Annotated in this window: 18 protein-coding genes and 1 tRNA gene; 10 read left to right on the top strand and 9 right to left on the bottom strand. The window is 67.4% G+C overall.

The features are described from left to right. Positions 1 to 3 precede the first annotated feature (3 nt). The 7 genes from ACPCHZ_RS11430 (at position 4) to ACPCHZ_RS11400 (ending at position 10,539) form a co-directional block, all read left to right on the top strand. Complete coding sequence (locus ACPCHZ_RS11430; RefSeq protein WP_423484875.1) at positions 4 to 3,018, top strand: UPF0182 family protein; 3,015 nt, start codon at positions 4 to 6, stop codon at positions 3,016 to 3,018. Between the two features lie 31 nt (positions 3,019 to 3,049). Next, a complete protein-coding gene (locus ACPCHZ_RS11425) occupies positions 3,050 to 6,478 on the top strand; it encodes a BTAD domain-containing putative transcriptional regulator (protein WP_423484874.1) in 3,429 nt (1,142 codons plus the stop codon). 79 nt (positions 6,479 to 6,557) lie between these two features. Beyond that, entirely contained in the window at positions 6,558 to 7,070 is a 513-nt protein-coding gene (locus ACPCHZ_RS11420) for a WXG100 family type VII secretion target (protein ID WP_423484873.1), read from the top strand. Between the two features lies 1 nt (position 7,071). Continuing rightward, on the top strand, positions 7,072 to 8,268 hold the full coding sequence (locus tag ACPCHZ_RS11415) for a type VII secretion target (RefSeq protein WP_423484872.1): 1,197 nt from the start codon (positions 7,072 to 7,074) through the stop codon (positions 8,266 to 8,268). Beyond that, entirely contained in the window at positions 8,265 to 8,810 is a 546-nt protein-coding gene (locus ACPCHZ_RS11410) for a hypothetical protein (protein WP_423484871.1), read from the top strand. Before ACPCHZ_RS11415 ends, ACPCHZ_RS11410 begins: the two co-directional genes overlap by 4 nt. Before the next feature lie 93 nt (positions 8,811 to 8,903). Beyond that, the gene (locus ACPCHZ_RS11405; RefSeq protein WP_423484870.1) at positions 8,904 to 10,292 is read left to right on the top strand and encodes an FAD-binding oxidoreductase; all 1,389 of its coding nucleotides are present in this window, start codon (positions 8,904 to 8,906) and stop codon (positions 10,290 to 10,292) included. Between the two features lie 170 nt (positions 10,293 to 10,462). Further along, positions 10,463 to 10,539, top strand: a tRNA-Met gene (locus ACPCHZ_RS11400). 345 nt (positions 10,540 to 10,884) lie between these two features. Here ACPCHZ_RS11400 and ACPCHZ_RS11395 read toward each other — a convergent pair. After that, positions 10,885 to 11,445, bottom strand: coding sequence for a hypothetical protein (locus ACPCHZ_RS11395; protein WP_423485354.1), 561 nt, complete (start codon positions 11,443 to 11,445; stop codon positions 10,885 to 10,887). Positions 11,446 to 11,569: 124 nt separating this feature from the next. Further along, positions 11,570 to 13,903, bottom strand: a complete 2,334-nt coding sequence (locus ACPCHZ_RS11390) for an arylsulfatase (RefSeq protein ID WP_423484869.1) — start codon at positions 13,901 to 13,903, stop codon at positions 11,570 to 11,572. A gap of 241 nt (positions 13,904 to 14,144) precedes the next feature. On the opposite strand from ACPCHZ_RS11390, the gene ACPCHZ_RS11385 reads away from it, so the two are divergent. Next, on the top strand, positions 14,145 to 15,500 hold the full coding sequence (locus ACPCHZ_RS11385) for a DUF1254 domain-containing protein (RefSeq protein ID WP_423484868.1): 1,356 nt from the start codon (positions 14,145 to 14,147) through the stop codon (positions 15,498 to 15,500). Further along, positions 15,500 to 17,878, top strand: a complete 2,379-nt coding sequence (locus ACPCHZ_RS11380; protein ID WP_423484867.1) for an arylsulfatase — start codon at positions 15,500 to 15,502, stop codon at positions 17,876 to 17,878. Before ACPCHZ_RS11385 ends, ACPCHZ_RS11380 begins: the two co-directional genes overlap by 1 nt. 136 nt (positions 17,879 to 18,014) lie before the next feature. Here the strand turns inward: ACPCHZ_RS11380 and ACPCHZ_RS11375 are convergent, their stop codons facing one another. From ACPCHZ_RS11375 to ACPCHZ_RS11355, 5 genes are all read right to left on the bottom strand, one after another. Continuing rightward, positions 18,015 to 18,893, bottom strand: coding sequence for a 1-acyl-sn-glycerol-3-phosphate acyltransferase (locus ACPCHZ_RS11375; RefSeq protein WP_423484866.1), 879 nt, complete (start codon positions 18,891 to 18,893; stop codon positions 18,015 to 18,017). 169 nt (positions 18,894 to 19,062) lie between these two features. Then, the gene (locus ACPCHZ_RS11370; protein ID WP_423484865.1) at positions 19,063 to 19,887 is read right to left on the bottom strand and encodes an alpha/beta fold hydrolase; all 825 of its coding nucleotides are present in this window, start codon (positions 19,885 to 19,887) and stop codon (positions 19,063 to 19,065) included. Between the two features lie 44 nt (positions 19,888 to 19,931). Then, on the bottom strand, positions 19,932 to 20,600 hold the full coding sequence (locus tag ACPCHZ_RS11365) for a cysteine hydrolase (protein ID WP_423484864.1): 669 nt from the start codon (positions 20,598 to 20,600) through the stop codon (positions 19,932 to 19,934). Positions 20,601 to 20,644: 44 nt separating this feature from the next. Then, complete coding sequence (locus ACPCHZ_RS11360) at positions 20,645 to 21,487, bottom strand: sulfite exporter TauE/SafE family protein (RefSeq protein WP_423484863.1); 843 nt, start codon at positions 21,485 to 21,487, stop codon at positions 20,645 to 20,647. A 160-nt stretch (positions 21,488 to 21,647) separates the two neighbouring features. Continuing rightward, a complete protein-coding gene (locus ACPCHZ_RS11355) occupies positions 21,648 to 22,574 on the bottom strand; it encodes a LysR family transcriptional regulator (RefSeq protein WP_423484862.1) in 927 nt (308 codons plus the stop codon). Positions 22,575 to 22,730: 156 nt separating this feature from the next. On the opposite strand from ACPCHZ_RS11355, the gene ACPCHZ_RS11350 reads away from it, so the two are divergent. Beyond that, positions 22,731 to 23,567 carry an SDR family oxidoreductase gene (locus tag ACPCHZ_RS11350; protein ID WP_423485353.1) on the top strand — a complete coding sequence of 279 codons (837 nt, stop codon included), beginning with the start codon at positions 22,731 to 22,733 and terminating at the stop codon, positions 23,565 to 23,567. Positions 23,568 to 23,573: 6 nt separating this feature from the next. Here the strand turns inward: ACPCHZ_RS11350 and ACPCHZ_RS11345 are convergent, their stop codons facing one another. Continuing rightward, positions 23,574 to 24,575 (bottom strand): NADP-dependent oxidoreductase, encoded by a 1,002-nt coding sequence (locus tag ACPCHZ_RS11345; RefSeq protein WP_423484861.1) that lies wholly within the window; start codon positions 24,573 to 24,575, stop codon positions 23,574 to 23,576. 32 nt (positions 24,576 to 24,607) lie between these two features. Beyond that, positions 24,608 to 25,303 (bottom strand): SDR family oxidoreductase, encoded by a 696-nt coding sequence (locus tag ACPCHZ_RS11340; protein WP_423484860.1) that lies wholly within the window; start codon positions 25,301 to 25,303, stop codon positions 24,608 to 24,610. Between the last annotated feature and the right edge of the window lie 16 nt (positions 25,304 to 25,319).

Raw genomic sequence — 25,319 nt, 5'->3', positions numbered from 1 at the left:
CGAGTGGGTATGCGGCCCGCGGCGAGGATGCCGAAGCTGACGCGACGTAGCCGTTTCCTGATCGGGACCGCACTCGCGGTGGTCGTGCTGTTGCTGATCGGGCCCCGCCTGATCGACGGCTATGTCAACTGGCTGTGGTTCGGCGAACTCGGCTACCGCTCGGTGTTCACCACGGTCCTGCTGACCCGGGTGCTGATCTTCCTGGTGGTGACGCTGGTGATCGGCGCCATCGTCTTCGCCGGTCTGGCGCTGGCCTACCGCAGCCGCCCGGTGTTCGTGCCGACCATCGGACCCAACGACCCGGTCGCGCGCTACCGCACCACGGTGATGAGCCGGCTGCGGCTGTTCGGCCTCGGCATCCCCGCCTTCATCGGCATCCTGTCCGGCTTCGTCGCCCAGAGCTACTGGGTGCGCATCCAGCTGTTCCTGCACGGCGGCAGCTTCGGCGTCACCGACCCGCAGTTCGGTCTGGATCTGGGCTTCTACGCCTTCGACCTGCCGTTCTACCGTCTGGTGCTGAGCTTCTTGTTCGTCGCCGTCTTCCTGGCGTTCGTCGCCAACCTGCTGGGCCACTACCTGTTCGGCGGTATCCGGCTGGCCGGGCGCAGCGGTGCGCTGAGCCGGTCGGCACGCATCCAGCTGGTGACGCTGGTGGGTGTGCTGATCCTGCTCAAGGCGGCGGCCTACTGGCTGGACCGTTATGAGCTGCTGGTGCACACCCGCGGCGGCAAGCCGTTCACCGGCGCCGGTTACACCGACATCAACGCGGTGCTGCCTGCCAAGCTGATCCTGCTGGCGATCGCGCTGATCTGTGCGGCCGCGGTGTTCTCCGCGATCGTGCTGCGCGACCTGCGCATCCCGGCGATCGGCGTGGTGCTGCTGCTGCTTTCATCGCTGGTGGTCGGCGCAGGCTGGCCCCTGGTGGTCGAGCAGTTCAGCGTCAAACCCAATGCGGCGCAGAAGGAGAGCGAATACATCGGCCGCAGTATCGCGGCGACCAGGGAGGCTTACGGGCTGACCGACGACGTGGTCAGCTACCGCGACTACCCGGGCAACGTCGCCGCGACCGCTCAGCAGGTGGCGTCCGACCGCGCCACCACGTCGAACATCCGGCTGCTCGACCCGAACATCGTCGCCCCGGCGTTCACGCAGTTCCAGCAGGGCAAGAACTTCTACTACTTCCCCGACCAGCTGTCGATCGACCGCTACGTCGCTCGTGACGGCAATCTGCGTGACTACGTGGTCGCCGCCCGCGAGCTCAACCCCGACCGGCTGATCGACAACCAGCGCGACTGGATCAACCGGCACACCGTCTTCACTCACGGCAACGGCTTCATCGCCTCGCCGGCCAACGTGGTGCGCGGGGTCGCGGAGGACCCGAACCAGAACGGCGGGTACCCGGAGTTCCTGGCCAGCGTCGTGGGTCCCAACGGCACCGTCGACCGGCCCGGCCCGGCACCGCTGGACCAGCCGCGCGTCTACTTCGGGCCGGTCATCGCCAACACCCCCGCGGACTACGCGATCGTCGGCGAGAACGGCACACCCCGCGAATACGACTACGAGAACAACGTCGAGACCAAGAACTACACCTACACCGGCAGCGGCGGCGTCGAGATCGGCAACTGGCTGACGCGCAGTGTCTTCGCCGCCAAGTACGCCGAGCGGAACTTCCTGTTCTCCAACGTGATCGGCGAGAACAGCAAGATCCTGTTCAATCGCGATCCGGCCGAGCGGGTGGAGGCGGTGGCGCCGTGGTTGACCACCGACACCAGCGTGTACCCGGCCATCGTGAACAAGCGGATGGTGTGGATCATCGACGGCTACACCACGCTGGACAACTACCCGTACTCGGAACTGACCACGTTGTCCTCGGCGACCGCTGATTCGAACGAGGTGGCCGTCAACCGGCTCGCCCCGGACAAGCAGGTGTCCTACATCCGCAACTCGGTGAAGGCCACGGTCGACGCCTACGACGGCACCGTCACCCTGTACGCGCAGGACGAACAGGACCCGGTGCTGCAGGCGTGGATGAAGGTGTTCCCGGACACCATCAAGCCCAAGAGTGAGATCTCGCCCGAACTGCAGGCACATCTGCGCTACCCCGAGGACCTGTTCAAGGTGCAGCGCGCCCTGCTGGCCAAGTACCACGTCGACGATCCGGTGACGTTCTTCTCGACATCGGACTTCTGGGACGTGCCGCTCGATCCCAACCCGACCGCGAGCAGCTTCCAGCCGCCGTACTACATCGTCGCCAAAGATCTGGCCCGCGATGACAACTCGTCGTCGTTCCAGTTGACGAGCGCGATGAACAGGTTCCGGCGTGACTTCCTGGCGGCCTACATCAGCGCCAGTTCCGACCCGGACACGTACGGCAAGCTGACGGTGCTGACGATCCCCGGGCAGGTCAACGGCCCCAAGCTGGCGAACAACGCGATCACCACCGACACCGCCGTCTCGCAGGATCTCGGTGTGATCGGCCGCGACAATCAGAACCGCATCCGGTGGGGCAACCTGCTGACGCTGCCCGTGGGCAACGGCGGGCTGCTCTACGTCGAACCGGTGTACGCCTCGCCCGGGGCCAGCGACGCGGCGTCGTCATACCCGCGGTTGATCCGCGTGGCGATGTTCTACAACGACAAGGTCGGCTACGGGCCGACAGTGCGCGACGCGCTCACCGACCTGTTCGGTCCCGGCGCGGACGCGACCGCGCAGGGTCCGGCGCCCACCGCCCCGCCCAACGGGCGTCCGGCCGCGGCGACACCTGACGGACAGCCTGCGGCGCCGCCGCCGTCCAACCAGGCCGGCCGGGCCCCGGAGACACCGGCGCCCGCCGGTGCGGTACCGCCGGGTCCTGCTGGGCCGCAACAGTTGTCGGCGGCCAAGGCGCAGGCACTGCGGGAGGTCGAGACCGCTCTCACCGCCGCCCAGGACGCGCAGCGCAGTGGTGACTTCGCCCAGTACGGCGAGGCACTGCAACGCCTCAACGACGCGATGACCGAGTACAACAACGCGCGCTGACCGGCGCGCACAGCCCCTTTAAGCTCGACCGGTGCACTATCGCCTGCTCGGACCCCTGCAGGTGGTCCGTGCCGGTGTGCCGGTCGACCTCGGCCCACCCAAACAACGCGCCGTGCTGGCGGTGCTGCTGCTCGCCCACGGCCGGGTGGTGTCGGTGGACCGGCTCGTCGACGCGGTCTGGGGCGACGACGCGCCGGGCAGTGCGACGGCCGGTCTGCAGGCCTACATCTCCAACCTGCGGCGCGCGTTGCGTGACGACGCGCAGGCATCGCCGATCGTGCGCCGGGCACCCGGCTACCTCCTCGACATCGACGCCGACAGTGTGGACCTAGCGCTGTTCGCGAGGCGGTGCACGGAGGTGGCCGCCGCCGTCGAGGCCGGTGACTGGTCGGCGGCGCTGGACGTCGCCGACGCGGCGATGGCGCTGTGGCGCGGGCCGTTCCTCGACGATCTGAGCGATCAGCCGTGGGTGGCGCAGGACGCGGCGGCGGTGGAGGTGATGCGGGCGGACTGTCTGGACAAGCGCATCACCGCGCTGCTCGCGCTGGGCCGGGTGCCGCAGGCCCTGACCGCGGTGTCCGAGCTGCGTGCCGCCGACCCGTTGGCCGAGCGCGGCTGTTGGCTGCAGATGCTGGCGCTGTACCGGTCCGGCCGTGCGCCCGATGCGCTGGATGCCTACGGCGGCTACGCCCGGCGGCTCGACACCGAGCTCGGCCTGCGGCCGGGTGCCGAACTGCGAGATCTGCAGACGGCGATCCTGCGGCAGGCGCCGGAGCTGGCGGCGTGGCCCCGCCATCCGGAGTGGACCGGTGCGGGCGAGGTGGCGACCCCGGTCGCGGCACACGTGGTGTTGGACGGGCCCGCGGCGGCGCCGTCGCGCGGACAACTGGTCGGCCGTGCGCGCGAGATGACCACTGCGGCAAGCGTGCTCGCCGATGTGTCGGCCGGAGCCGCGCGCTGGCTGGTGCTGTCGGGGCCGCCGGGCATCGGAAAGACCCGGCTGGCCGAGGAGCTCGCCGCACAGATCGACGGAGCGGGTGGCGACGTGGTGTGGGTCGGTTGTCCCGACGAACGGACCACTCCGCCGTGGTGGCCGATGCGCCAGTTGGTGCGCGCGCTCGGCGCCGATGCTGACGAGGTGCTCGAGGTGCCGCCGGACGCCGACCCGGACACCGCGCGGTTCAGGGTCTACGAGCGGGTGCAGACGCTGCTCGAGGGCGTGTCGCGGACCCTGGCCGTCGTGATCGACGATGTGCAGTGGGCGGATTCGACGTCGGCGGCCTGCCTGGCCTATGTCGCCGGTGCGCTGCGTGACCACCCGGTGGCGGTGATCGTCACGGTCCGCGACGGCGATCACTCCGCCGAAGTGGCACGACTGCTGGCGACGGTGGCGCGCGGCGACCGTAACCGTCACATCACGGTGTCCGCGTTGTCGGCGCGCGACGTGGTGGATCTGGCCAACCAGGTGGCAGACGACACGGTGAGCGACGCCGAGGCCGCCGTGCTGGCCGACCGGACCGGGGGAAACCCGTTCTTCGTCTGCGAGTACGCGAGGCTGCCCCGTGCGGAGCGGGTGGGCACCGAGATCCCGGTGGCGGTGAAATCGGTGCTGCACCGGCGATTCGCCGCGCTGGACCCGGCGGTGATCGCCGTGCTGCGCGCCGCGGCGGTGATCGGCGACGTCCTCGACATCGATGCGGTGCGGGTGCTCGCCGAGGCCACCGGTCTCGACATGGACACGCTCGCCGACCATTTGGACGCCGCCGCCGACGAGCGGATCATCGTCACCGCGCACAGCGGCGACGGGTACACCTTCGCCCACGGCCTGCTCCGCGAGCAACTGCTGGCCGACATGCCCGCGCTGCGCAGGCAGCGTCTGCACGCGCAGATCGCGAAGGTGTTGCGCGGCAGCATATCCGGTGACGCAGTGACGCGCCGGGCCCGGCACCTGGTGGCCGCCCAGCCGTTGGTCGAACCCGCCGAGGTGGTGCAGGCGTGCCGGCGGGCCGCCGAAGAGGCCACCGCGCGGTGGAGTTCGGACATCGCCGCCGGCTGGTGGCAGTCGGCGCTGGACGCCTACGACCGGTTGCCGACGTCGGCACGCACCGATGATGAGCGCGACGCGCTGACCGTCGCACTGCTGGAAGCACATTCGCGTGCCGGTCGCGGCCGGCTGGTGCTGGACACCGTGGAACGCAACCTGACGGAGGCGGTGCGGGCGGGCAACGCCGTGACGGCGGGCCGGGTGGCCAGCGCCCTGCTGCGTGCCAGTGGGGGATGGCCGTGGCTGGCTCCAGGTCACGATCCCGGAGCGCTGCTGGCGCTGCTCGAGCGGGCGGCGGCCATCGCGCAGTCCACGCCCGCGGCGGGGGCCCGGGTGCTGGCCGCGTTGGCGGTGGGGCACTGCTATCACCCGGACACCGCGGTGGCCGCGGGCCACCTCGACCGGGCGCAGGAGCTGGCCGACCGCACCGGCGATCCGGAGGTGGTGGCCGACGTGCTGATGGGCCGGCTGATCACCTACTCCGGCGTCGCGCCGCTGAGCCGACAGACGCTGGACTGGGTGACGCAGTTGAACAGTCTGCGGCACAACCGGTCTCACGAGGACAACGTGATCGCACACTCGGTGGCGACGATGGCGGCGATGAACCTGGCCGACGTGGACGGCGCCGCGGCACATCTGCGGGCCGGCATCGAGGGCAGCGAGCAGCTGCAACTGCCGGTTCTGCGGGCGCAGCTGCGCTGGATGGAAGCGGTGATCGCGGTGTGGCGGGGCGACTTCGCCGAGGCCGAACGTCATCACGGCATCGCCGCACACGTCCACGAGCAGACCGAGCTCTACGAGGCGGGCAGCGGCCTGGTGGCGGCGGTGTCGCTGCTGCGCGAGAAGGGCGGTCCGGTACTCGGCGAGTGGCCGGGACTGCGTGCGAGTCCGGAGACGGGCGGGCAGGGAATGGTGGGGCTCGTCCACACCGCGCTACTCACCGTCGATCACCGGCCCGAGTCGCGCACTGCCGCCCTTGCCCGGCTGCAGGAGTGGCGGTCGGCGGGCAGCCGGGCACACGTCTGGACGGCGCTCGGTCATCAGACCCTGCTGGCCCACCTTGCGGCCGACCACCGTCTCGACGAGTTCGCCGTGCCGCTGTTGGCGGCACTCGACCCGTTCGCCGATCGCATCGCGGTGATCGGCCAGGTCGGCTGCGCCGGGCCGGTGGCCCTGGCGACGGCACGGCTGCATGCGCTGCTCGGCGATCGGGGTCGGGCGCTGGCCGATGTGGCCCGTGCGCGCGACATCGCCACCCGCACGGGCGGGACGCCCTCCCTTGTGCGCTGCAGGCTGCTTGAATGCGAGCTCGACGAGTCCGGGCCGCAGCGCAGTGCCGCCGCTCGCGAGGTGGCCGAGCAGGCGCGACGGCTCGGAATGGGTGCGGTCGCCGAGGCGGCCGACCGACTGGCCTGACCGCGATATTGGTGCGTCCGACCCTGGGGTCCGGCACGCACAATGGAGACACTGGCCACGCAGACAGGGGATCGGCACGGTGTCTCCGGGAATCGCAGCGGTCCTCGGCTCGAAGCCCGAGGCGCTGATCACCGCTGCCGGTCAGGTCGTCGAGTCGGTGTCGAACGTCGACGTCCAGATCGCCAGCGGACGCACCCAGTTCGCTGATCTGGACACCAAGTGGACCGGCACCGCCGCCGAGGCGGCTCAGGTCAGCGGCGAAGAGATGATCGGCGACCAGGTGATCTACCGCGACAAGCTGTCGGCCCTGGAGAAGCAGCTGAACCACTACGGGGCGAGCCTGCGCGACATCCGCAAGGAGCTGTCCGACCTCGTCACCAGCGGCGAGGCGGGGTATTTCGACATCTCCGACGACGGGACCGTGACGCCCGGCTGGCGGCTCCTGGCGTGGGGCGCGCTGTCCCCGCGAAACGCCATGGAGGTCAACATCAGGCGGCTGCAGTTGCAGACGAAGATCCAGACCGCGCTCGACAAGTTCGACGCCGCCGACAAGGCCGCGGCAGGGGCCATCCGCACGGCGAACCGGAGCTGACGTGGCGCCGGAAGCCCTGGAAGTCAGCATCGACGGCATGCGCGACAGCGCGAGTGGACTCGCCACGATCGCGAAGTGGCTCTGGTTCGACCACGCCGGCGGAGAAGTCTCGGCGGCGGCGGGAGGGATGTCGGGCTTCGCGACCGCGTCTGCGCTCACCGAGGTCGGGGAATCGCTGACCGGTCAGGCGAAATCGCTGGGCAACGACGTCTCCGACTTCTCCGACAAGCTCTATCTGGCGGCGAGCAAGTACCAGGACGGCGACATCGAAGCGGCCGAGAACATCGACTTCGCCGGACCGGAGGAACCCCCGGCCGAGGACCCCAATGCGACGCCCGAACAGAAGCTTCCGGCGTACGAGCAGGCGCTGCGTGACGCCGGACTGCTGACCGGTCCGGTGGAGAAGGGGTCCAAGTACGAGCAGTGGCTGCTGAACGCCGCCGAGAACGGGGTGCCACCCGAGACCATCGTCGACATCGCCCGCACCCACGACATCGACCCGCAGGACTTCGACGTGTTCGAGGGCATGCAGGAGGTCAAGGATGCCGACGGCAAGTCGTTCTTCATCATCCCGCCCGGCACCAGCCCGGCGGACATCAAGAAGGCGACCATGATGACCTATGTGCTCAATGCCGGTACCGACTACGGCAAGGCGGCAGCCGGTGACGACGGGATCGCGGGCACCTCGGACGACGTGCAGAACGACTTCGAGGAAGTTCCGTACTCGGCCGACGAGATCCAGCGCATCATCGACCGGCAGAACGAGAACGACAGGAGTTATCTCGTCGCCGCCGGACTGCCCTACACCGGCGCGGCGGTCGCCACGACACCCAACGGGATGCTGATGTCGCTGGGCGGCAAACCGACCGACTACGCGGCCTTCCAGGGTGGCTCCACCTACGGGGACATCTTCGCGGTCAACATCAACAACGTTGCGGATCCTGCTGGGCAGCTCACCAAGATCATCGAGTCCGGCGACATGTGGTACGCGGGTACCACTCCCGGATCCGCCGTCCAGGGCGGCCTGGACCTCGATCGACTCCTGCACCACGAGGAGCGGCATTCCCAGCAGTGGGCCGAGAAGGGCACCATCGTGATGGGGATCGATTACGGCACGGGCTATTACATGGACCAGCACGGCATGACGAATCCACTGGAGGAAGACGCCGGGCTGCACGACGGGGGGTACCGGCGGTGATCCGTCGTTGGTTCGCCGTTGCCATGGCCGTTGCGGCGCTCGTTTCCTCGAGCGCGTGCGAAAGCGAGAAGGGCTACCGTCCGCCGCCCGGCGCGCCGAGCCTCCTGCCCGTCTGGGGCGCTCGCGAAACCGATGGCAAGCTCCAGATCTGGACCGGCGCGCCGTGCACCGGGATCACCACACTCTCGCTCGGCTACAACATGGGCGGACCTGAGCTGCGCTTGGCATCGATCCGTCCCGAAGGCGCCGACGTCGAGTACCTGACCCTCGGCGGGCCATACCCCGGCTTCACGGTCACCGAGTCGTGGCCGGCCGACACGGATTGGCGCCGCGCCGACCAATTGGTGCTGCAGGTCGACGGCACGGGCGTCAACTTCGGTTCCGGGTCGAGGGTCTCCGAGATCGTCGACGGCTCGCCCGATCACCCGCCGGACACCTACTGGTTCGACGGCGTGGGCTGGCTGACCCCTGCCGGCGTGGCCGGCAGGGACGGCAAGGACTTCGCCGCCGTCTGCACCCCCAACCCCCAGGCCACGGCCTGACCGAATTCCTTGGTGGGCACTTGGTGTGCGCGCCAAGCCGACGCCAAGCGCGGTCCCCGATGCTGGTCACACATCAGACCTGAAGGGATTTCGATGACCGTGACCGATGTCGCCCGCGACGGACTCGACGATGCGCTGCTCGCCCTGCGACGCGAGGTGTCCGCGCCGGTGGCCCTGCCCGGCGAGGCCGGCTACGAGCGCTGCGCGCCATGGAACGTCGCCGCGGCAGTGACGCCCGGCGCGGTGGTGCTGGCCGGCGCACCGCACCACGTCGCCGAGACCGTGCGCTTCGCCGCGAAGCGCGGCCTGCAGGTGACGGTGCAGGCCACCGGCCACGGCGCGTTGGGTGTCGCCTCCGACACGATCCTGGTTTCGACCACCGGCATGGCCGCGGTGACGGTCGATCCGATGAGCCGGTCGGCGCGGGTGGGTGCGGGCGCCAGCTGGCAGCGGGTGCTCGACGCCGCTGCGCCGTTCGGGCTGGCGCCGCTGTGCGGCTCGGCGCCCGGCGTCGGGGTGGTCGGCTTCCTCACCGGCGGCGGGATCGGCCCGCTGGTGCGCACCTTCGGGGCGTCCTCGGACCACGTGCGGTCCTTTGAGCTGGTGACGGGGGAGGGGGACCTGTTGAGGGTGACGCCGGAGGACCACGCCGACCTGTTCTGGGGGTTGCGCGGCGGCAAGGCCACGCTCGGCATCGTCACCGAGGTCGAGATCGACCTGAAACCGGTCACCGAGTTCTACGGCGGCGCAGTCTTTTTCGACGGCGCCGACGCGGGGGTGATGCTGCACACGTGGCAGCGGTGGTGCGCCGAGCTTCCCGAGACGGTGAACACCTCGCTGGCGCTGCAGCAGTTGCCGCCGTTACCCGGTGTCCCCGAACCGCTGGCCGGCCGTCTGACGGTGGCGGTGCGGTACGCCGCGCTGGGCGACTTCGGCGAGGCCGAACGGCTGCTGGCGCCGATGCGCGCGGCTGCGGTCCCACTGCTCGACACCGTAGGGATGCTGCCCTACGCGGCGATCGGCGCGGTGCACGCCGACCCGACGGATCCGATGCCGGTGCACGAGGAACACACCCTGCTGGGGTCGTTCACGCCGGAGGCGGCCGACGCCCTGCTGTCGGTGGCGGGTCCGGGCTCGGGGTCGGTGCAGGCGATCGTGGAGCTGCGGATGCTCGGCGGTGCGTTCGCCCGCGAACCGCGGCACCGCAGCGCGCTTGGGCACCGGGACGCGGCCTTCACGCTCGCGACCATCGGCGCGCTGATCCCCGAACTCGCCGAGGCGGTGCCCGCGCATGCGGCTGCCGTGCTCGCCGCGCTGGCGCCGTGGTCGACCGGTGGTCAGCTGCCCAACTTCGCGCCGTCGACCGATCCTGGGCGCGCGGCGCGGGTGTACGGCGAGGACACCAGGCACTGGCTGGCGGCGCTCGCCGAGCGCTACGACCCGGCCGGCGTCTTCCGAAACGGTCAGGTGGTGCGGGCGTGACCAGCGCCACACCCTTGCCTCTTCTCCGCGAGCGTGCGTGTCTGCCGCTGACACGCCGGTGATGAGCAGCACTTTGCGCACGCTCGACGCGCTGTGAGCGTGCGGCGACGGCCGGCGACCACGCGATTTGGAGCTGCGCCCTCGGCATAGGTAACCTTGCGTTCACCCAACGCGGGGTGGAGCAGCTCGGTAGCTCGCTGGGCTCATAACCCAGAGGTCGCAGGTTCGAATCCTGTCCCCGCTACCAGGTAAAACGGCCCCCGGAGATGACTCCGGGGGCCGTTTTCATTCTGTTGAGAACGACGTCTCGTCGATGAGTACCACTTCGACGCCCATGCCGCCGTGCTCATGACCTGCCGGCCCCAAGCCGCACCCGGCGTTCACGCCCCCGTCGGTGAAATCGCCGAAGACGCATCGTCGTCGACGGCTACCGTCGACGTGGCCGCAATCCTGCGCCGTGAGTCCGGCGCGAGCACCAAGCCCGCCCGCCGTCTGGGGTGTCGAAGCTCGGGAACTCGTGGCGTCCCGTGGCGGCCGGTGAGCGGGTCAGCAAGAAGTGTTGAGTGTCGTCGAGTTCAAGCACGGGTCGCGGTCACTGCATCTGGTCGAGCATGGTCGAGAAGGCTGCCTTGAGCGTGAGCGCCTTCTTGACTTCAGCAGCCGTCACATAGGGATACTCGCCGTACTCCAGGAAGCTCGGTACGTGATGCTCACGAACGAACGTCACGAACCCCTCGGGACGTTCTCGCCAGTCCTCGGGGAAACCTTCGAGGTTCTCAAAGGTGGTCGCGATGCCCGACTGGCTGAACAACATCACCGCATCCTCGGTGTACTTGTCGAAGTCGGTGTCGAAGATGCCCTGATATTGGAAATACAGGTCGTCGCCGATATTGAAGAGCTGCCACCGCAGATAGTGCAGCTTCAGCGGATCCAGAACGTCGGGATCCTTCTCGACCGCTGCCTGGATGGTTCTCCCGTGTTCGCGGATCGCCTCTTCGCGGCCCGCTATGACCTTCGCGATGATCGTGAAGCCGTAACACGCAGGAGTGCGCGGAAAAACGGGCCCGTACCGCCCCCGCTCTTCTTCGAAATATCCCTCTTTCGGGATCGCCATCGCCGCGGGCTTGGTCCAGTCGGGATCCGTCGTCGTCATCTTCATCCTCCGTCACCCCGCCGACAGCGACGCTACGCGTCATTCTCGCAGTCAGAACGGCTTTCGCACGGAGCATCCGAGGTGACGGGTGACTGCCGCAGTGGGCTCTGAGGCAAGTAGACCGCTAATCGCGCCGGAATGCTGCTTGAGTTTCGCGTTGCAGATCGACTGAGATGTCGTCACCGACATCGATGGTGACGTGGTCGATGGTGGCGCCGATGAGGGGGAATGGCGATTCGTAGTCGGTGGTGACGGGTTGGCCGCGGTCGCGTCCGAGGTTGGCGCCCTCGCCACCCAGCGAGAAGAAGAGCGGTTGGATTGTCAGGTCGGCGGTGGCGACGGTACTGCTGTCGGTGTACAGGTGTGCCGTCCCGGTGGGTGAGGGCCCGTCGGTGCCCTCTTTGGTGAAGTCGACGCCGACGACGACGCGGCCGACGGGGAGTTGGGTGCCGGTGAGGTGTTGTTCGCGTTCGCCGAGCCAGTTGTAGACGTAGTGCAGTCGGCCGGCTTTGAGGTAGAGCGAGTGGCCGCCGAAGCGGCTGCCGCTGGCGAAGATGACGCCCTCGCAGGCGGGGTCGTCGATCGTGAGGGCAGCCGAGATGGCGAAGGACCGACCGATCATGACGAATGACCGTTCGGGAATTTCCGATCCCCCGGGGAAGAGTGTGATCTGCCCGGAGGTGTCGGCCACCGAGGGGCGCTCCACGTTGCCGAGGTCCATCTGGCTGCGGTCATCGAGCGGGTAGCCGTTGTAGAGGGTCGCCTGCTGGTGCCACAGCTCGACGAGTTCGGCGAGACGGTCGGGCTGCTCGTCGGCCAGGTCGACCATCTGGTTGCGGTCGTGTTCGAGGTGATAGAGCCGCCAGCGGTCGTGATCGAAGTGTCCCCATCCGGCTGGTCCGGGTGCGTGCGCGGTGTTGGCCTGCCAGCCGTCTCGCCAGATGCCCCGGGTGCCCATCATGGAGTAGAACTGGCTGTGCTTGGGCGAGGCTGCGTCGGGGTCGCGCAGCACGGTGGCCACGGACACGCCCTCGAGCGGCTTCTGAGGCACGTAGCGGACCGTCTCTGGAGGGGTGATGCCCATGAGGTCATACAGGGTGGGTACCAGGTCGGTGGCATGAAGGTAGTTCTCGCACAACGATCCCCGTGCGGGCAGACCCGCCGGCCAGGACATCACAAGGGGGTCGGCGGTTCCGCCCTCCCAGGAAGCGTGGATCTTGTAGAGCTTGAAGGGAGTGTTGAACGCCATGGCCCACCCGTTGGAGTAGTGGGGGTGGGTGGACTCGGTACCGAGCTCGTCGAGCAGCGCCAAGTTGGCGGCGATATCTTCTGGTATCCCGTTGTACCAACGGTTTTCATTGACGGAGCCCTGTGGCCCTCCTTCGGCCGAGGCGCCATTGTCTGACAGCGCCACGATGATCGTGTTGTCGGTCTGGCCGGTCTGTTCGAGATAGTCGAGGATGCGTCCCACTTGGTGGTCGGTATAACTGGCGAAGCCCGCGTAGACCTCGGCCTGCCGGATGAACAGGCGTCGCTCGTCGTCGCTGAGGTCGTCCCAGGCGGTCACCAGGTCGGAGGCCGGCCACGGCTTGCCGTCGGCGCTGGTCTCCTCGAGCAGCGGGTTGATGTCGGGCAGCGTGACGTGCTCGGGGATCAACCCCAGTTCTTTCTGGCGAGCCAGCACGTTCTCTCGATAGTGCTCGTAGCCGTCGTCGAAGACTCCGCGGTACTTGTCCGACCATTCGGTGAAGACGTGATGGGGTGCGTGGCAGGCCCCGGGGCAGAAGTACATCAGCCATGGTTTGCCGGGCGCAGTGGCTGCCGAATCGGCGAGGAACTCAATGGCCTTGTCTGCCAGATCTTTCGACAGGTGGTAGCCCTGTGCCGGAGTTGCGGGCGGATCGATCTGGTGGTTGTCGTACCAGAGGTCGGGATACCACTGGTCGGTCAATCCACCCAGGAACCCGTAGAAGCGGTCGAAGCCGCGTTGCACCGGCCAGGTGCGTTTGGCGGCTCCCATCGACATCTCGGTCGCAGGCGACAGGTGCCACTTGCCGATCGCCATGGTGTTGTAGCCGCGCTCACGAAGCACTTCAGAGATGAAGCCGTTCTCCGGAGGGATGTAGCACGACGAGTTCGGGAACCCGTCGGATATCTCACCGATCGTCGACATGCCGTTGGTGCCGGCATTGCGGCCCGTGAGGACGCACGATCGGGTCGGCGAGCACAGCGCCGTCGTGTGGAACTGCGTGAATTGAATCCCGGCGTCGGCGATGCGCTTCATGTTCGGCATCTCGATCAGCCCGCCGAACGAGTCCCACGATCCATAGCCCATGTCATCCCAGACGATGAACAGTACGTTCGGTGCGCCGTCGGGCGCTTGGGGCTCAACGAAGGGGCCCCAATCCGGCGTCGAATCCCGCACGTCCTGCTCGATCCGACCTGCGAATTCAGCCACACCACACCCCACCGTGTTCGTCCCGACTTCCTCGGCATCATTATTGATGCCGCCGTCACCGCTGCACCTTGTTTCGGGAACCGCGCCTCACCGAGACCGGAAAGGCGGCGGTTCGTGTCCCGAGGGCTGTCCGCGCACAGCGATGGTGTCATCGGCCGCGGAAAGATGACGGACAGATCCGTTCCCAGACGACTCGTGGATCACACGGTTAGCGTGGACGGCGTGCGCAGATCCTCGAAGAATGGCGGCTGCCGTGTCGCCTGAACAGACTCGCCGGATCGCCGCTGAGGCCTATGTCTACGGCTTCCCGCTGGTGGACAACTACCGCATCCAGCACTCGTATTTCGTCGACGTCGATGGTCCCGAGTACAAGGGACCGTGGAATCAAGTGCACAGCACCGCGCGGGTCTACACCCCGGCGGACAAGGCGGTGCAGACCCCCAACTCCGACACCCCGTACTCGCAACTGGGAGCGGACCTTCGAGCCGAGCCGCTAGTACTCACCGTGCCGCCGATCGATGCCGGTCGCTATTACAGCCTGCAGTTCATCGACGCCTACACCTTCAACGTCGACTACGTCGGCACCCGCACCACCGGCAACGACGGTGGCCGCTACCTCCTTACCGGCCCCGGCTGGACCGGTGACACTCCCGCCGGCATCAGCAAGGTGATCCGCTCCGACACTGACTTCATGTTCGTCTTCTACCGGACGCAGCTGTTCGGGCCCGACGACCTCGGCAACGTCACCGACATCCAGGCCGGCTACTCCGCGCAGCCGTTGTCGTCCTACCTTCATCAGCCGGGCCCGCGGCAACCGCCACCCGTCGATTTCCCGGCACCGCCCAGCGTCGCCCAGGAGGCGACGTCGCTCCACTTCTTCACTGTGCTGTCCTTCGTCCTGTCCCATGCACCCGTCCTGCCCGCCGACGGCGACGTGCGAGACCGGATGGCGGGTGTCGGCATCACCGGCGACGTTCTGTTCAGCCCCGATACGCTGGAACACGAGGAACAGCGGGCCTTTCAGGACGGCATGGCCGACGCTCGAGCAGAACTGGCGTCGTTCATCGAGACCGAACTCGATACCGGCCGCGTCACCTCGGCTGACCTGTTCGGCACCCCGCAGGAGATGGGCACCAACTACCTCTACCGGATGGCCGGGGCCGCCCTGGGCATCTACGGCAACAGCAAGGCCGAGGCGATCTACCCCGGCTTCGTCACCGACGACACCGGCGCGTCGCTGATCGGCACGAACGTCTACACCTACCGCTTCGCGCCGGGACGGCTACCACCGGTCAACGCGTTCTGGTCGCTGACCATGTACGACGCCACCACGAGCCTGCTCGTCGACAATCCCATCGACCGGTACCTGATCAACTCGCCGATGCTGCCGGAGCTCGTCGCAGACGCCGACGGCGGTTACACGCTGCACCTTCGGCACACCCCGCCCAGGGACACCGAACAGGCGAACTGGCTGCCCACCCCCAAGGGGCCGTTCCGCATCATCCTTCGGCTCTACTGGCCCCAGCCCGAAGCGCTCGACGGCCGGTGGACAGCCCCACGAGCACACAGGGTGACGACACCCATCGAGGAGCACTGATGGCGAGCGCAGCGGACATGAATCACCGGACTCAGCTACCCGTCCCGGATCGGGTGCCGCCCGGCGTCACGACCTATGACGCGAAGGACCCTGACACCAGTTACCCGCCGATCCAACAGATCCGTCCACCGGTCGGGGCGCCGAACGTGGTGGTGATCATGACGGACGACACCGGCTTCGGTGCATCCAGTGCCTTCGGCGGTCCATGCCGCACACCGAACGCCGAACGACTGGCCGAGCGCGGGCTGCGGTACACGCGCTTCCACACCACCGCGCTGTGTTCCCCGACCCGCGCGGCACTGTTGTCGGGCCGCAACCACCACACTGTGGGCATGGGTGGGATCACCGAGGCAGCTACCGCCGCGCCGGGTCAGAACTCGGTGCGTCCCAATACGTGCGCTCCGTTGCCGGAAGTGTTGCGGCTCAACGGCTATTCGACCGCCCAGTTCGGCAAGTGCCACGAAGTCCCGGTGTGGGAGACCAGCCCGTCGGGTCCGTTCGATCACTGGCCGACCCCCGGTGGCGGATTTGAGCACTTCTACGGCTTCATCGGCGGTGAGACCAACCAGTACTTCCCGGCCCTCTACGACGGCACCACTGCGGTCGATCCGCCGAAGACTCCCGAGCAGGGCTACCACCTGACCGAAGATCTGGCGGACAGTGCCATCGGCTACATGCGCCAGCAGAGGTCGTTGACACCGGACAAGCCGTTCTTCGTCTACTTCGCTCCCGGTGCGACGCACGCACCGCACCACGTGCCCACTGAGTGGTCCGACAGGTACGCCGGCGCATTCGACGACGGATGGGATGCGCTGCGAGAGCGAACAATCGAAAGGCAGAAGGAGTTGGGCGTCGTGCCCGCGGATGCGGACCTCACCGCGCGCAACGAAGGCATCCCGGCGTGGGCCGACATCGATGACGCCCTCAAGCCGGTGCTGGCCCGTCAGATGGAGATCTACGCCGGATTCCTGGAACACACCGACCATCACATCGGCCGCGTCCTGGACACCCTCGACGAGTTGGAGATCACCGAGAACACGCTGGTGTACTACATCATCGGCGACAACGGTGCTTCCGCGGAAGGCTCGCTGCAGGGCACGTTCAACGAGATGGTCACCCTCACCGGCTTCGGTGCACTCGAGACCCCGGAGTTCATGGCGTCTCACGTCGAACAGTTCGGCACCCCGCAGGCCTACAACCACTACGCGGTCGGCTGGGCGCATGCGATGAACACGCCGTATCAGTGGACCAAGCAGGTCGCCTCGCACTGGGGCGGCACCCGAAACGGCGCCATCGTGTCCTGGCCGGCCGGTATCAACGCAGCGGGGGAAGACCGCCACCAGTTCACCCATGTCATCGATATCGCCGCCACCGTGCTCGAAGCCGCCGGATTACCAGAACCGATGACGGTGCATGGTGTGCAACAACTTCCGCTGGAGGGCACCAGCATGCTCTACAGCTTCGCCGACGGCGACGCGGCCGAACGACATCAGACGCAGTACTTCGAGATGGTCGGCAACCGCGGCATCTACCACAACGGGTGGACCGCGGTCACCAAACACCGGACACCCTGGGAGACCGGGGACGCGCCACTGCCGGCCTTCGACGACGATGTGTGGGAACTCTACGACACCAGCACCGACTGGACGCAAGCCCATGACATCGCCGATCAGCACCCCGACAGACTGCATGCTCTGCAGCGGTTGTGGCTCATCGAGGCGGCCAAGCACAACGCCCTACCGCTGGACGACCGGTTCGCCGAACGCGCCAATCCCGACATTGCCGGACGCCCACAGCTGGTCATCGGCACCCGGCAGCGGCTCTACGAGGGCATGGGCCGGCTCAACGAGAACTCCGTCATCAGCCTGAAGAACAAGTCGCACACGATCACCGCTCATATCGAGGTCCCTGAGGCCGGCGCCAACGGCGTCATCATCGCCCAGGGCGGCATGGTGGGCGGCTGGAGCCTCTACGCCCGCGACGGCATCCTCAAGTACTGCTACAACTTCTACAACCTGCACCGCTCCTACGTCACCGCCGACACCACGCTGACCGCCGGCGAGCACGACGTCGTTGCCGACTTCGCCTACGACGGCGGCGGGCTGGCCAAGGGCGGTCAACTCACCCTTCTCGTCGACGGCGCGGAGGTCGGCGCAGGCCGGATCGAACAAACCGAGCCCATCATGTTCGCCGCTGATGAAACCTGCGATCTGGGCCGCGACGCCGGATCGCCAGTCACCGACGATTACCCACCCGGGGGTGACCGCTTCACCGGCCGCGTGCACTGGGTCGACCTCGACACTAGCCATGCCCGCGATCACCCCGACCCGGACGGCGAACGCCGTCAACGCCTGCACGTCGGCATGGGCATCCAGTAACCGCGACACTCTCGCGGGGGCGCGTGGTCTGACACGACGCCCGCGCGTTGTCCTGTGATCGACTTCAGCGGGCGAGCCCACCCACGGACCGATGATGGCCAGTCAGACGCCTAATGGCCGCCGCTGCGAGTGTGAGTCATCCGATGAGGGGGGTCCGGGTCGCGGTCATGTCGGTGAGCGCGTCTTGCATCGCTGCTTGGACGCGGCCTGCGTACTCGTCGGCATCCTCGCTCTCGGATGCCGACATCGCGGGTAGCACGCGAGTGACCAGCTTGGTGGGCAGCGGAAGATAGGGCAGCAAGCCGACGGCGCCGACGTTGATGCCCCAGGGAAGTGAGACGCTGATCGGGGCCGACTTCAGACGAAGGAGCTTGTCGAGCCGGAGCGCCCGAGCCAGGCGTTCCCCGCTGGAGATCACGAACAGAGACTCGCCGGCGCCTGCGGTGACGATGGGGACTATGGGAACACCCGCTTCGATGGCCAACCGGGCGAACCCGGCACGACCGTCGAACTTGATGACGTTACGGTCGTCCCACGACTTGGCAGAGTCGATGTCGCCGCCGGGGAATACGGCGACGTGGTCACCCCGCGCAAATGCCTCTTGCGCGGATTGCTTGTCGGCGGGCCGCGCCCCGAGAGGTTCTATCAGGCTGCCGACTCTCAGCGTCCAGGCCAACTGGTGAGTGAGAATGGTGACCTCGCGCTCCAGTGCCAGCTGTTCCAGCGTGGCTGCCACCGCAAAGACGTTGAGGTCGAAGATCCCGCCGAACCCGTGATTCGCCACGAAGAGAACGGGGTCGTCTGGAGTCGTCGCCTCGGAGGTCACCTCGAGGCGGTTGTATCGACGGACGAACTCGATGGCGATGCGCCGGAAGGCGAAGGCCGCACCGCTGATCAGGTCACTGGGGGTGTCCGCGGCGCTGGTGTCCGCCTCGGCGCCCTCCTCGATTGCTGCCAGGAGTGCATCGGCAAGTCTCTCGACGTCGTTGTGGTCCTGGGACTCTGTGCCGGGCATGGGACCTTTCAATGGTTTCCGTCCGTCGCGTTACCCAGATGATGCCGCATCGATCGCTCACCGGATGTGCCTTGGCCGAATGTCGGATCGACCGGTCTTCGCGGTTGCCCGTCGGTGTGAATCCCAGGCTCTGCCCCTCGCGCAGCAGGTCACTCGAAGCTGTTGCGGCTCAGGATTCGACGAACGCGAGCAGGTCGGCGTTGATGGTGTCGGCGTGGGTGGTGGGCATGCCGTGGGGGAAGTCCTCGTAGGTGATCAGGGTGGCGTTCTTGAGAAGCTCTGCGGATTTCGGACCTGCAGCGACGTAGGGCACGATCTGGTCGTCTCTGCTGTGGATCACCAGGGTGGGGATGGTGATCTTCTTCAGGTCCTCGGTGAAGTCGGTTTGGGAGAAGGCGACGATACCGTCGTAGTGGGATTTGGCGCCGCCCATCATGCCTTGACGCCACCAGTTCGCGATGACGGCTTCGATGGGTTCCACACCGTCGCGGTTGAACCCGTAGAAGGGCCCGGAGGCCAGGTCGCGGTAGAAGGTGGACCGGTTGGCGGCCAATTGTGCTTGCAGGTCGTCGAACACGGATTTGGGTAGGCCGTCGGGGTTGGCGTCGGTTCGCACCATCAGAGGGGGTACTGCGGAGATGAGTGCGGCTTTGGATGCGCGGGACTCGCCGTGGCGGCCCAGGAAGCGGGTGACTTCGCCCCCGCCGGTGGAGTGTCCGACGTGGAAGACGTCGTGCAGGTCGAGGTGCTCGACGACGGCGAGCAGGTCGTCGGCGTAGTGGTCTGCGTCGTGGCCGTCGGCGCCCTGGCTCGAGCGGCCGTGTCCACGGCGGTCTGCAGCGATCACGCGGTAGCCCTGGGCCAGGAAGAACAGCATCTGGTTGTCCCAGTCATCGGAGGAAAGCGGCCAGCCGTGGCTGAACACGATGGGCCGGCCCGACCCCCAATCCTTGTAGAAGATCTCGACGCCGTCGGAGGTGGTGATCGTGGGCATGGGTGCTTCTTTCTTGGTAGACGAGATTGACGAGTGCTCTCGGATCAGTCCGAGGTCGTGGGGTGGCCCGACATGAGATGGACTATTTCCTCGGTCGTGACGACGGCGTGGGCGAGGAACCCGTAATTGATCAGGGCCGCTTGATAGCCGTCGCCGCGAGTGGGGTGCCGGGGGCCGGCGGTGGCGTCGCGCACCACGGCGACCTCGAAGCCGTTCTCGAGGAGCTCCCGAAGATGGGATTCCACGCAGATGTTCGCGAGCATGCCGCACAAGATGACCTTGGAGACGGCTCGTTTGCGGAGCTGCAGGACGAGGTCGTTGCTTGCCGGGCTCCACACTTTGTGAGGGCTGGCGACGATGGTCTTCCCGTCCTCGATATACGGTTTGAAGTCGTCGAGCCAATCCGCTCCGGACCCCGTGAATCCGTCCAGGGTGAGTGCGCCAGCGCGGGCGAATGTGTTGCTGTCGAACTCATCTGCCTCCAGCGGTCCGTTGAACAGCCAGGTGCTGTCTGTGGGATAGAAGTAGTGCGGGGAGATGAACACGCCGAAGTCGGAAGTCTTGGCCGCGTCGAGAATGTCCAGCAGGTGCTGCACGGTGTTGTTCTCGGTGACGCTGGCCCCCAAGCTGTCCCAGTTCTTTCCGTGTGGGCTCAGGACATCGTTCTGCGGGTCGATGATGACGACCGCGGTGTCGCTGTGGTGAATTCTCATGTGAACATTCCTTTTTGCGGTCGGTGAGTGAGAGAGGCTGGACGTCAGGCGGGGAGCCGAGTACGTGAACCGGTGCGATCGGCGTGGGCGGCCTTGATGCCGAGTTGGATGGCGATCGCGATCAGCAGCACGGCGAACGACACCGCAGATACTCCGGGAGGGAGTGCGACAGCCACGTACACCGCGGGCACCGATGTCGCAGCCGCGGTCACACCGAGGATCAGCCCGGCGCGGACGTCGACGGAATCGCTGCCGCTGCGGTTGCTGATGGTGCCGGCGAGGCTGGTCGGAATACTGACCAGCAGCGCAGTGCCCTTGGCGACTGCGTCGCCCAGAGCGAACACCGATCCCAGCACGGGCACGGAGATGATGGCGCCACCGATGCCGAACAAGCCTGATGCGATGCCGGTGAGGATGCCGAGACCCAGATAGCCGATGGCGACCAGAGGCGAAAAAGCCAGTGCGTGAGCGGGTTCGGGGTCGGCGATCAGCATGCGGGCAGCGACGAGGAGGAGGAACGCGATGAACATCCATCGCAGCCATGTCAACGGCAGCCGGCGCAGGAGGCGGCTACCGATGACGGCGCCGCCGATGGCGCCCAGCGAGATCAACGCCACGGCGGCGATGTCGACGTCGACATGGACCAAGTAGGTCGCCGAACTGACCACCGCCGTGGGGATGATCGCCACCAGCGAGGTGGCGGCGGCTCGGCGTTGATCCATACCCGCCCGCCACACCAACAGCGGCACCATCACGATGGCGCCGCCGACCGCGAACAACCCCGAGAGCACCCCGCCGACCGCACCGGTGAGGATCAGGGCGGCCCACGCGGTTCGGACGGCAGCGGCGTCCGAGGGGGCCGTGCGGGTCATCGAAGCCGTGGTCACGAGGTTCTCCTGCGCACTGGTGAGGATGTCGCTTCGAAGCGTGCGCCCTGTGCCGGTGCGGAAAAAGGGCCAATCCGTTCAGGCACTGATCGGCTGGGCCGATCAATGACGGCCGCGAATCAACACGAGCGCTTGCGGGCGAAGGCGGCCTGCGGGCACGTCAGCCGCGGTGGCGCAGATGCCCGGACTCGAGGTGCCATCCCGGTGGAACGGCCATCGCCAGGGCCAGTCGGACGAAGCGGGCGACCGCGGCGGTCTGGGTTCGTTCCGGGCTCCACTGCAGCGTGTAGGGAACCCGCAGTGCCGGAATCACCGGGCGGACTATGGTTTCCGGCGGCGTGCCCAACGACGCGGGGAGCAGTACCCACGTCGCCTCGGGCTGGTTCGCCCAGCCTGATGCCGACAGGTCGGTGGCCTCGAGGGTCACCACCGGCGGGGACACACCCGCCGAGTCCAGGGCTTGACGCAGGGCCAGGGCCAGCGCGGGGAACAGGCTGTCACTGGGCATCGCGAGTCGCTTCTGTGCCAGATCGTCGAGCGTCACCTCGGCCCTGCCGGCGAGGTGGTGGTCCGGGCGCAAGCCCACCAGGAGGGGCTCACTGCAGAAGACCGTGTTCACCACTCCTGGTGCGTCGGGTAGTCGGGCGCAGGTGATCGCCACGTCGGTGGTGCCCTCGGCGATTGCCCTGGTGAGATCGGGCAGCCACATCCGTTGCACGGCCACAGTGACGTCGGGCAGGTGCTCACCTGCGGCACCGAGCAGGTGCGGGGCCAGCACTGGCGCAACCGGGGGAGTGATCGCCACCCGGACCGTGCCGCTGTCGCCCTGGGCGGTGCGCCGTACTGCGGCCGCGGCGGCGGCGACTTCGTCGAGGATGACCTTGGCCCTGCCGAGAAGTTCCTGTCCGGCGCCCGTCAAGGCGACCTTGCGGGTGGTACGAGTCAGCAGCGGAGCGCCGAGTTCGCGTTCCAGCCGGCGGATCAGGTCACTGAGCGTCGGTTGACCCATGCGCAGTCGCTCGGCCGCACGCCCGAAGTGAAGCTCGGTGGCCACTGCGACGAACGCTTCGAGCTGCCGCAGCTCCATGCGTCCAGAGGGTAATGCGTGCTGGTCGGGTCAGCAGCGCATTGATCGCCCTGGTCGATCAGTGTGTTGGCGGACCGGCCCTTTATTGGCCGGTACGCGCCCCGCACGATGAGTTCGACGCCCCAACTCGGGCGTCCCCATCGAAAGAGAGTCGCCATGACCAGCTCCGCACCTGTGACCCCGCAGCCAGCGACAACTTCCACGGGGCGTCAGCTCGAAGGGAAGACGGCTCTGGTGACCGGAGGAAACTCCGGCATCGGGCTGGCCACCGCTCAGCGCCTGGCGGCCGAGGGCGCCCATGTTTTTCTCACCGGCCGCAATCAGGAGACGATCAACGCCGCGGTAGCGACCATCGGTGACGGCGCAACGGGCATCCGCGCCGACGTGTCCAGCGTCGACGACCTGGCCACGGTCGCCGAAGCCATTGCGGCTCGTGGACGCGGCCTCGACGTTCTGTTCGCCAACGCGGGCGGTGGAGAGTTCACCCCGCTCGGGGAGATCTCCGTCGAGCAGTTCAGCTCGGTGTTCCTCACCAACGTGGGTGGGACCCTGTTCACGGTGCAAGCGATGCTGCCGCTGCTCAACCCAGGTGCATCGATCGTGCTGACCGGATCCACCGCGGCGTACAACGGAACACCGGCATTCAGCATCTATGCCGCGACCAAGGCAGCGATCCGCTCGTTCGGGCGGACCTGGGCAACTGAACTGATCCCCCGCGGTATCCGGGTCAACACCGTCATTCCCGGCCCGATCGAAACCCCCGGACTCACGGGACTGGCTCCGGCCGGACAGGGACAGCAGCTTCTCGACGGCGAAGCGGCCAGGATCCCGATGGGCCGCGTGGGCCGACCCGAGGAACTCGCCGCCGCAGTGCTCTTCCTGGCCTCAGACCAGAGCAGCTTCATCACCGGCACCGAACTGTTCGTCGACGGCGGACAGTCCGACCTGAAGATGCCGTCTCAGATCGCGGCCGCTTCCAGCCGCGACCGCTAGCGGCCCTCAGTCCAGCGTCACGATCACTTTGCCGGCCTTGACCTTTCCGGCTTCGACGTACGAGAGCGCCTCGACGGTCTGCTCGAACGGGAACGTCCGATCGATGACCGGCCGCAGATGGCCTTCGTCATAGAGCTTGGCCAGGGTGGCGAGCTGGCCACCGCTGGCATGCATGAAGAAGAAGTGGTACCGCACGCCGCGGTCTTTCGCGGCCTTGCGCACCTTGCGGCTGAGCCACGACATCAGCCACTCGACGGGTTTCGGGGCGCCGAGCTGGCGCGCGAAGCCGGCGTCCGGTGGGCCGGTGACGCCGATCGCGACACCGCCCGGCTTGAGGACAGTCAGCGACTTCAAGAGGTTCTCTCCGCCGAGTGAGTCCACCACGAGGTCGTATCCGGAGAGGACCTCGGCGAAGTCCTGCCTGGTGTAGTCGACGACGACGTCGGCGCCCAGTCCACGAACGAGTTCTTCGTTCTTGGGGCTTGCGGTCGTGGCGACGTGCGCCCCGAGATGCTTCGCGAGCTGGATGACGGTGGAGCCGAGCCCTCCGGCGCCGGCGTGGACGAGCACCTTCTGTCCGGGCCGGATGCGCGCGGTGTCCACCAGGATCTGCCAGGCGGCCAACGCCACCAACGGGACAGCCGCCGCCTCGTGCAGGCTCAGCGACGTCGGCTTGTGGGCGACGTCATCCTGGTCGGTCGAGATGTACTCGGCGAAGCCCCCGATCCGCAGATCGCGTGGCCGCGCGTACACCTCGTCACCGACCGCGAAACCTCTTACATCCGCGCCGACCTCGACCACGGACCCGGCGAGGTCGTGGCCGAGGACGAACGGGGTCTTGTAACGGAGGAGCTGCTTGAATTCGCCTTCACGCACCATCTTGTCGAGCGGATTGACGCCGGCCGCACTCACTTTCACCAGCACGTCGCGGGGACCCACCTGCGGGTGGGTCACCTCACCGAGGCGCAGGCCATCCGGGCCGTACCTGGTGACGACGAATGCCTTCATCTCTGTTCGCTTCCTCGAGGTGGCCGTCCTTCTCAACCCACGGCGCGGTCGAGAACCGGCAGGTGCAATTGGGAACGCACCTGGCGGCTCAATTCGTCGGCGAGCACTTCGGCGGCGCCGGACTCGATGCCGTCGAGCACCTGGCGGACCACGTCGGCCGGTTCCGATTTCGGACTGTCGGAGAAGGACGCCATGTCGGTGTCCACCAGGCCGACGTACACGCCGAGCACCTGCACGCCGCGCGACGTGAGCTCGATACGCATCGCGTCCGTTGCGCTCGCCAATGCTGCCTTCGACACTCCGTAGCTCGCTCCGACGGGCAGCCACGCGAGGACCGACGCGACGTTCACGATGGCTCCACCCCTTTCCGCGATGCGATCGGCGAATGCGGACGCCATGGCGAGGGGTCCGAACAGGTTCGTCTCCAACTCATCTCGCAGATCGGCGTTGTCGTGCGCCAGCACCGAAGCGCCGCGCACGATGCCGGCGTTGTTGATCAGGACGCTCACATCGGGCGCAGCGTCGGCCGCCGCGGCGACGGAGGCCGGGTCGGTGACGTCCAGTCGCAGCGCGATCACGCGCGGGTCGGTGATGTCGATCTGCCCCGGGTTGCGCGCGGCGGCGTACACCTTGGCGACACCTCGCTCGAGTAGCTGCGTGACGTATTCGCGCCCCATGCCGCGGTTGGCGCCGGTGACGAGCACGGTCTGGTCCTTCAGTGATGTCATGCGATTCTCCTGATGA

This window comes from Mycobacterium sp. NPDC050041 (assembly GCF_049541695.1).
Classification (GTDB): Bacteria; Actinomycetota; Actinomycetes; order Mycobacteriales; family Mycobacteriaceae; genus Mycobacterium.
Note: the sequence above shows the minus strand (reverse complement) of the source record. Positions and strands in the feature narration are given on the sequence as shown.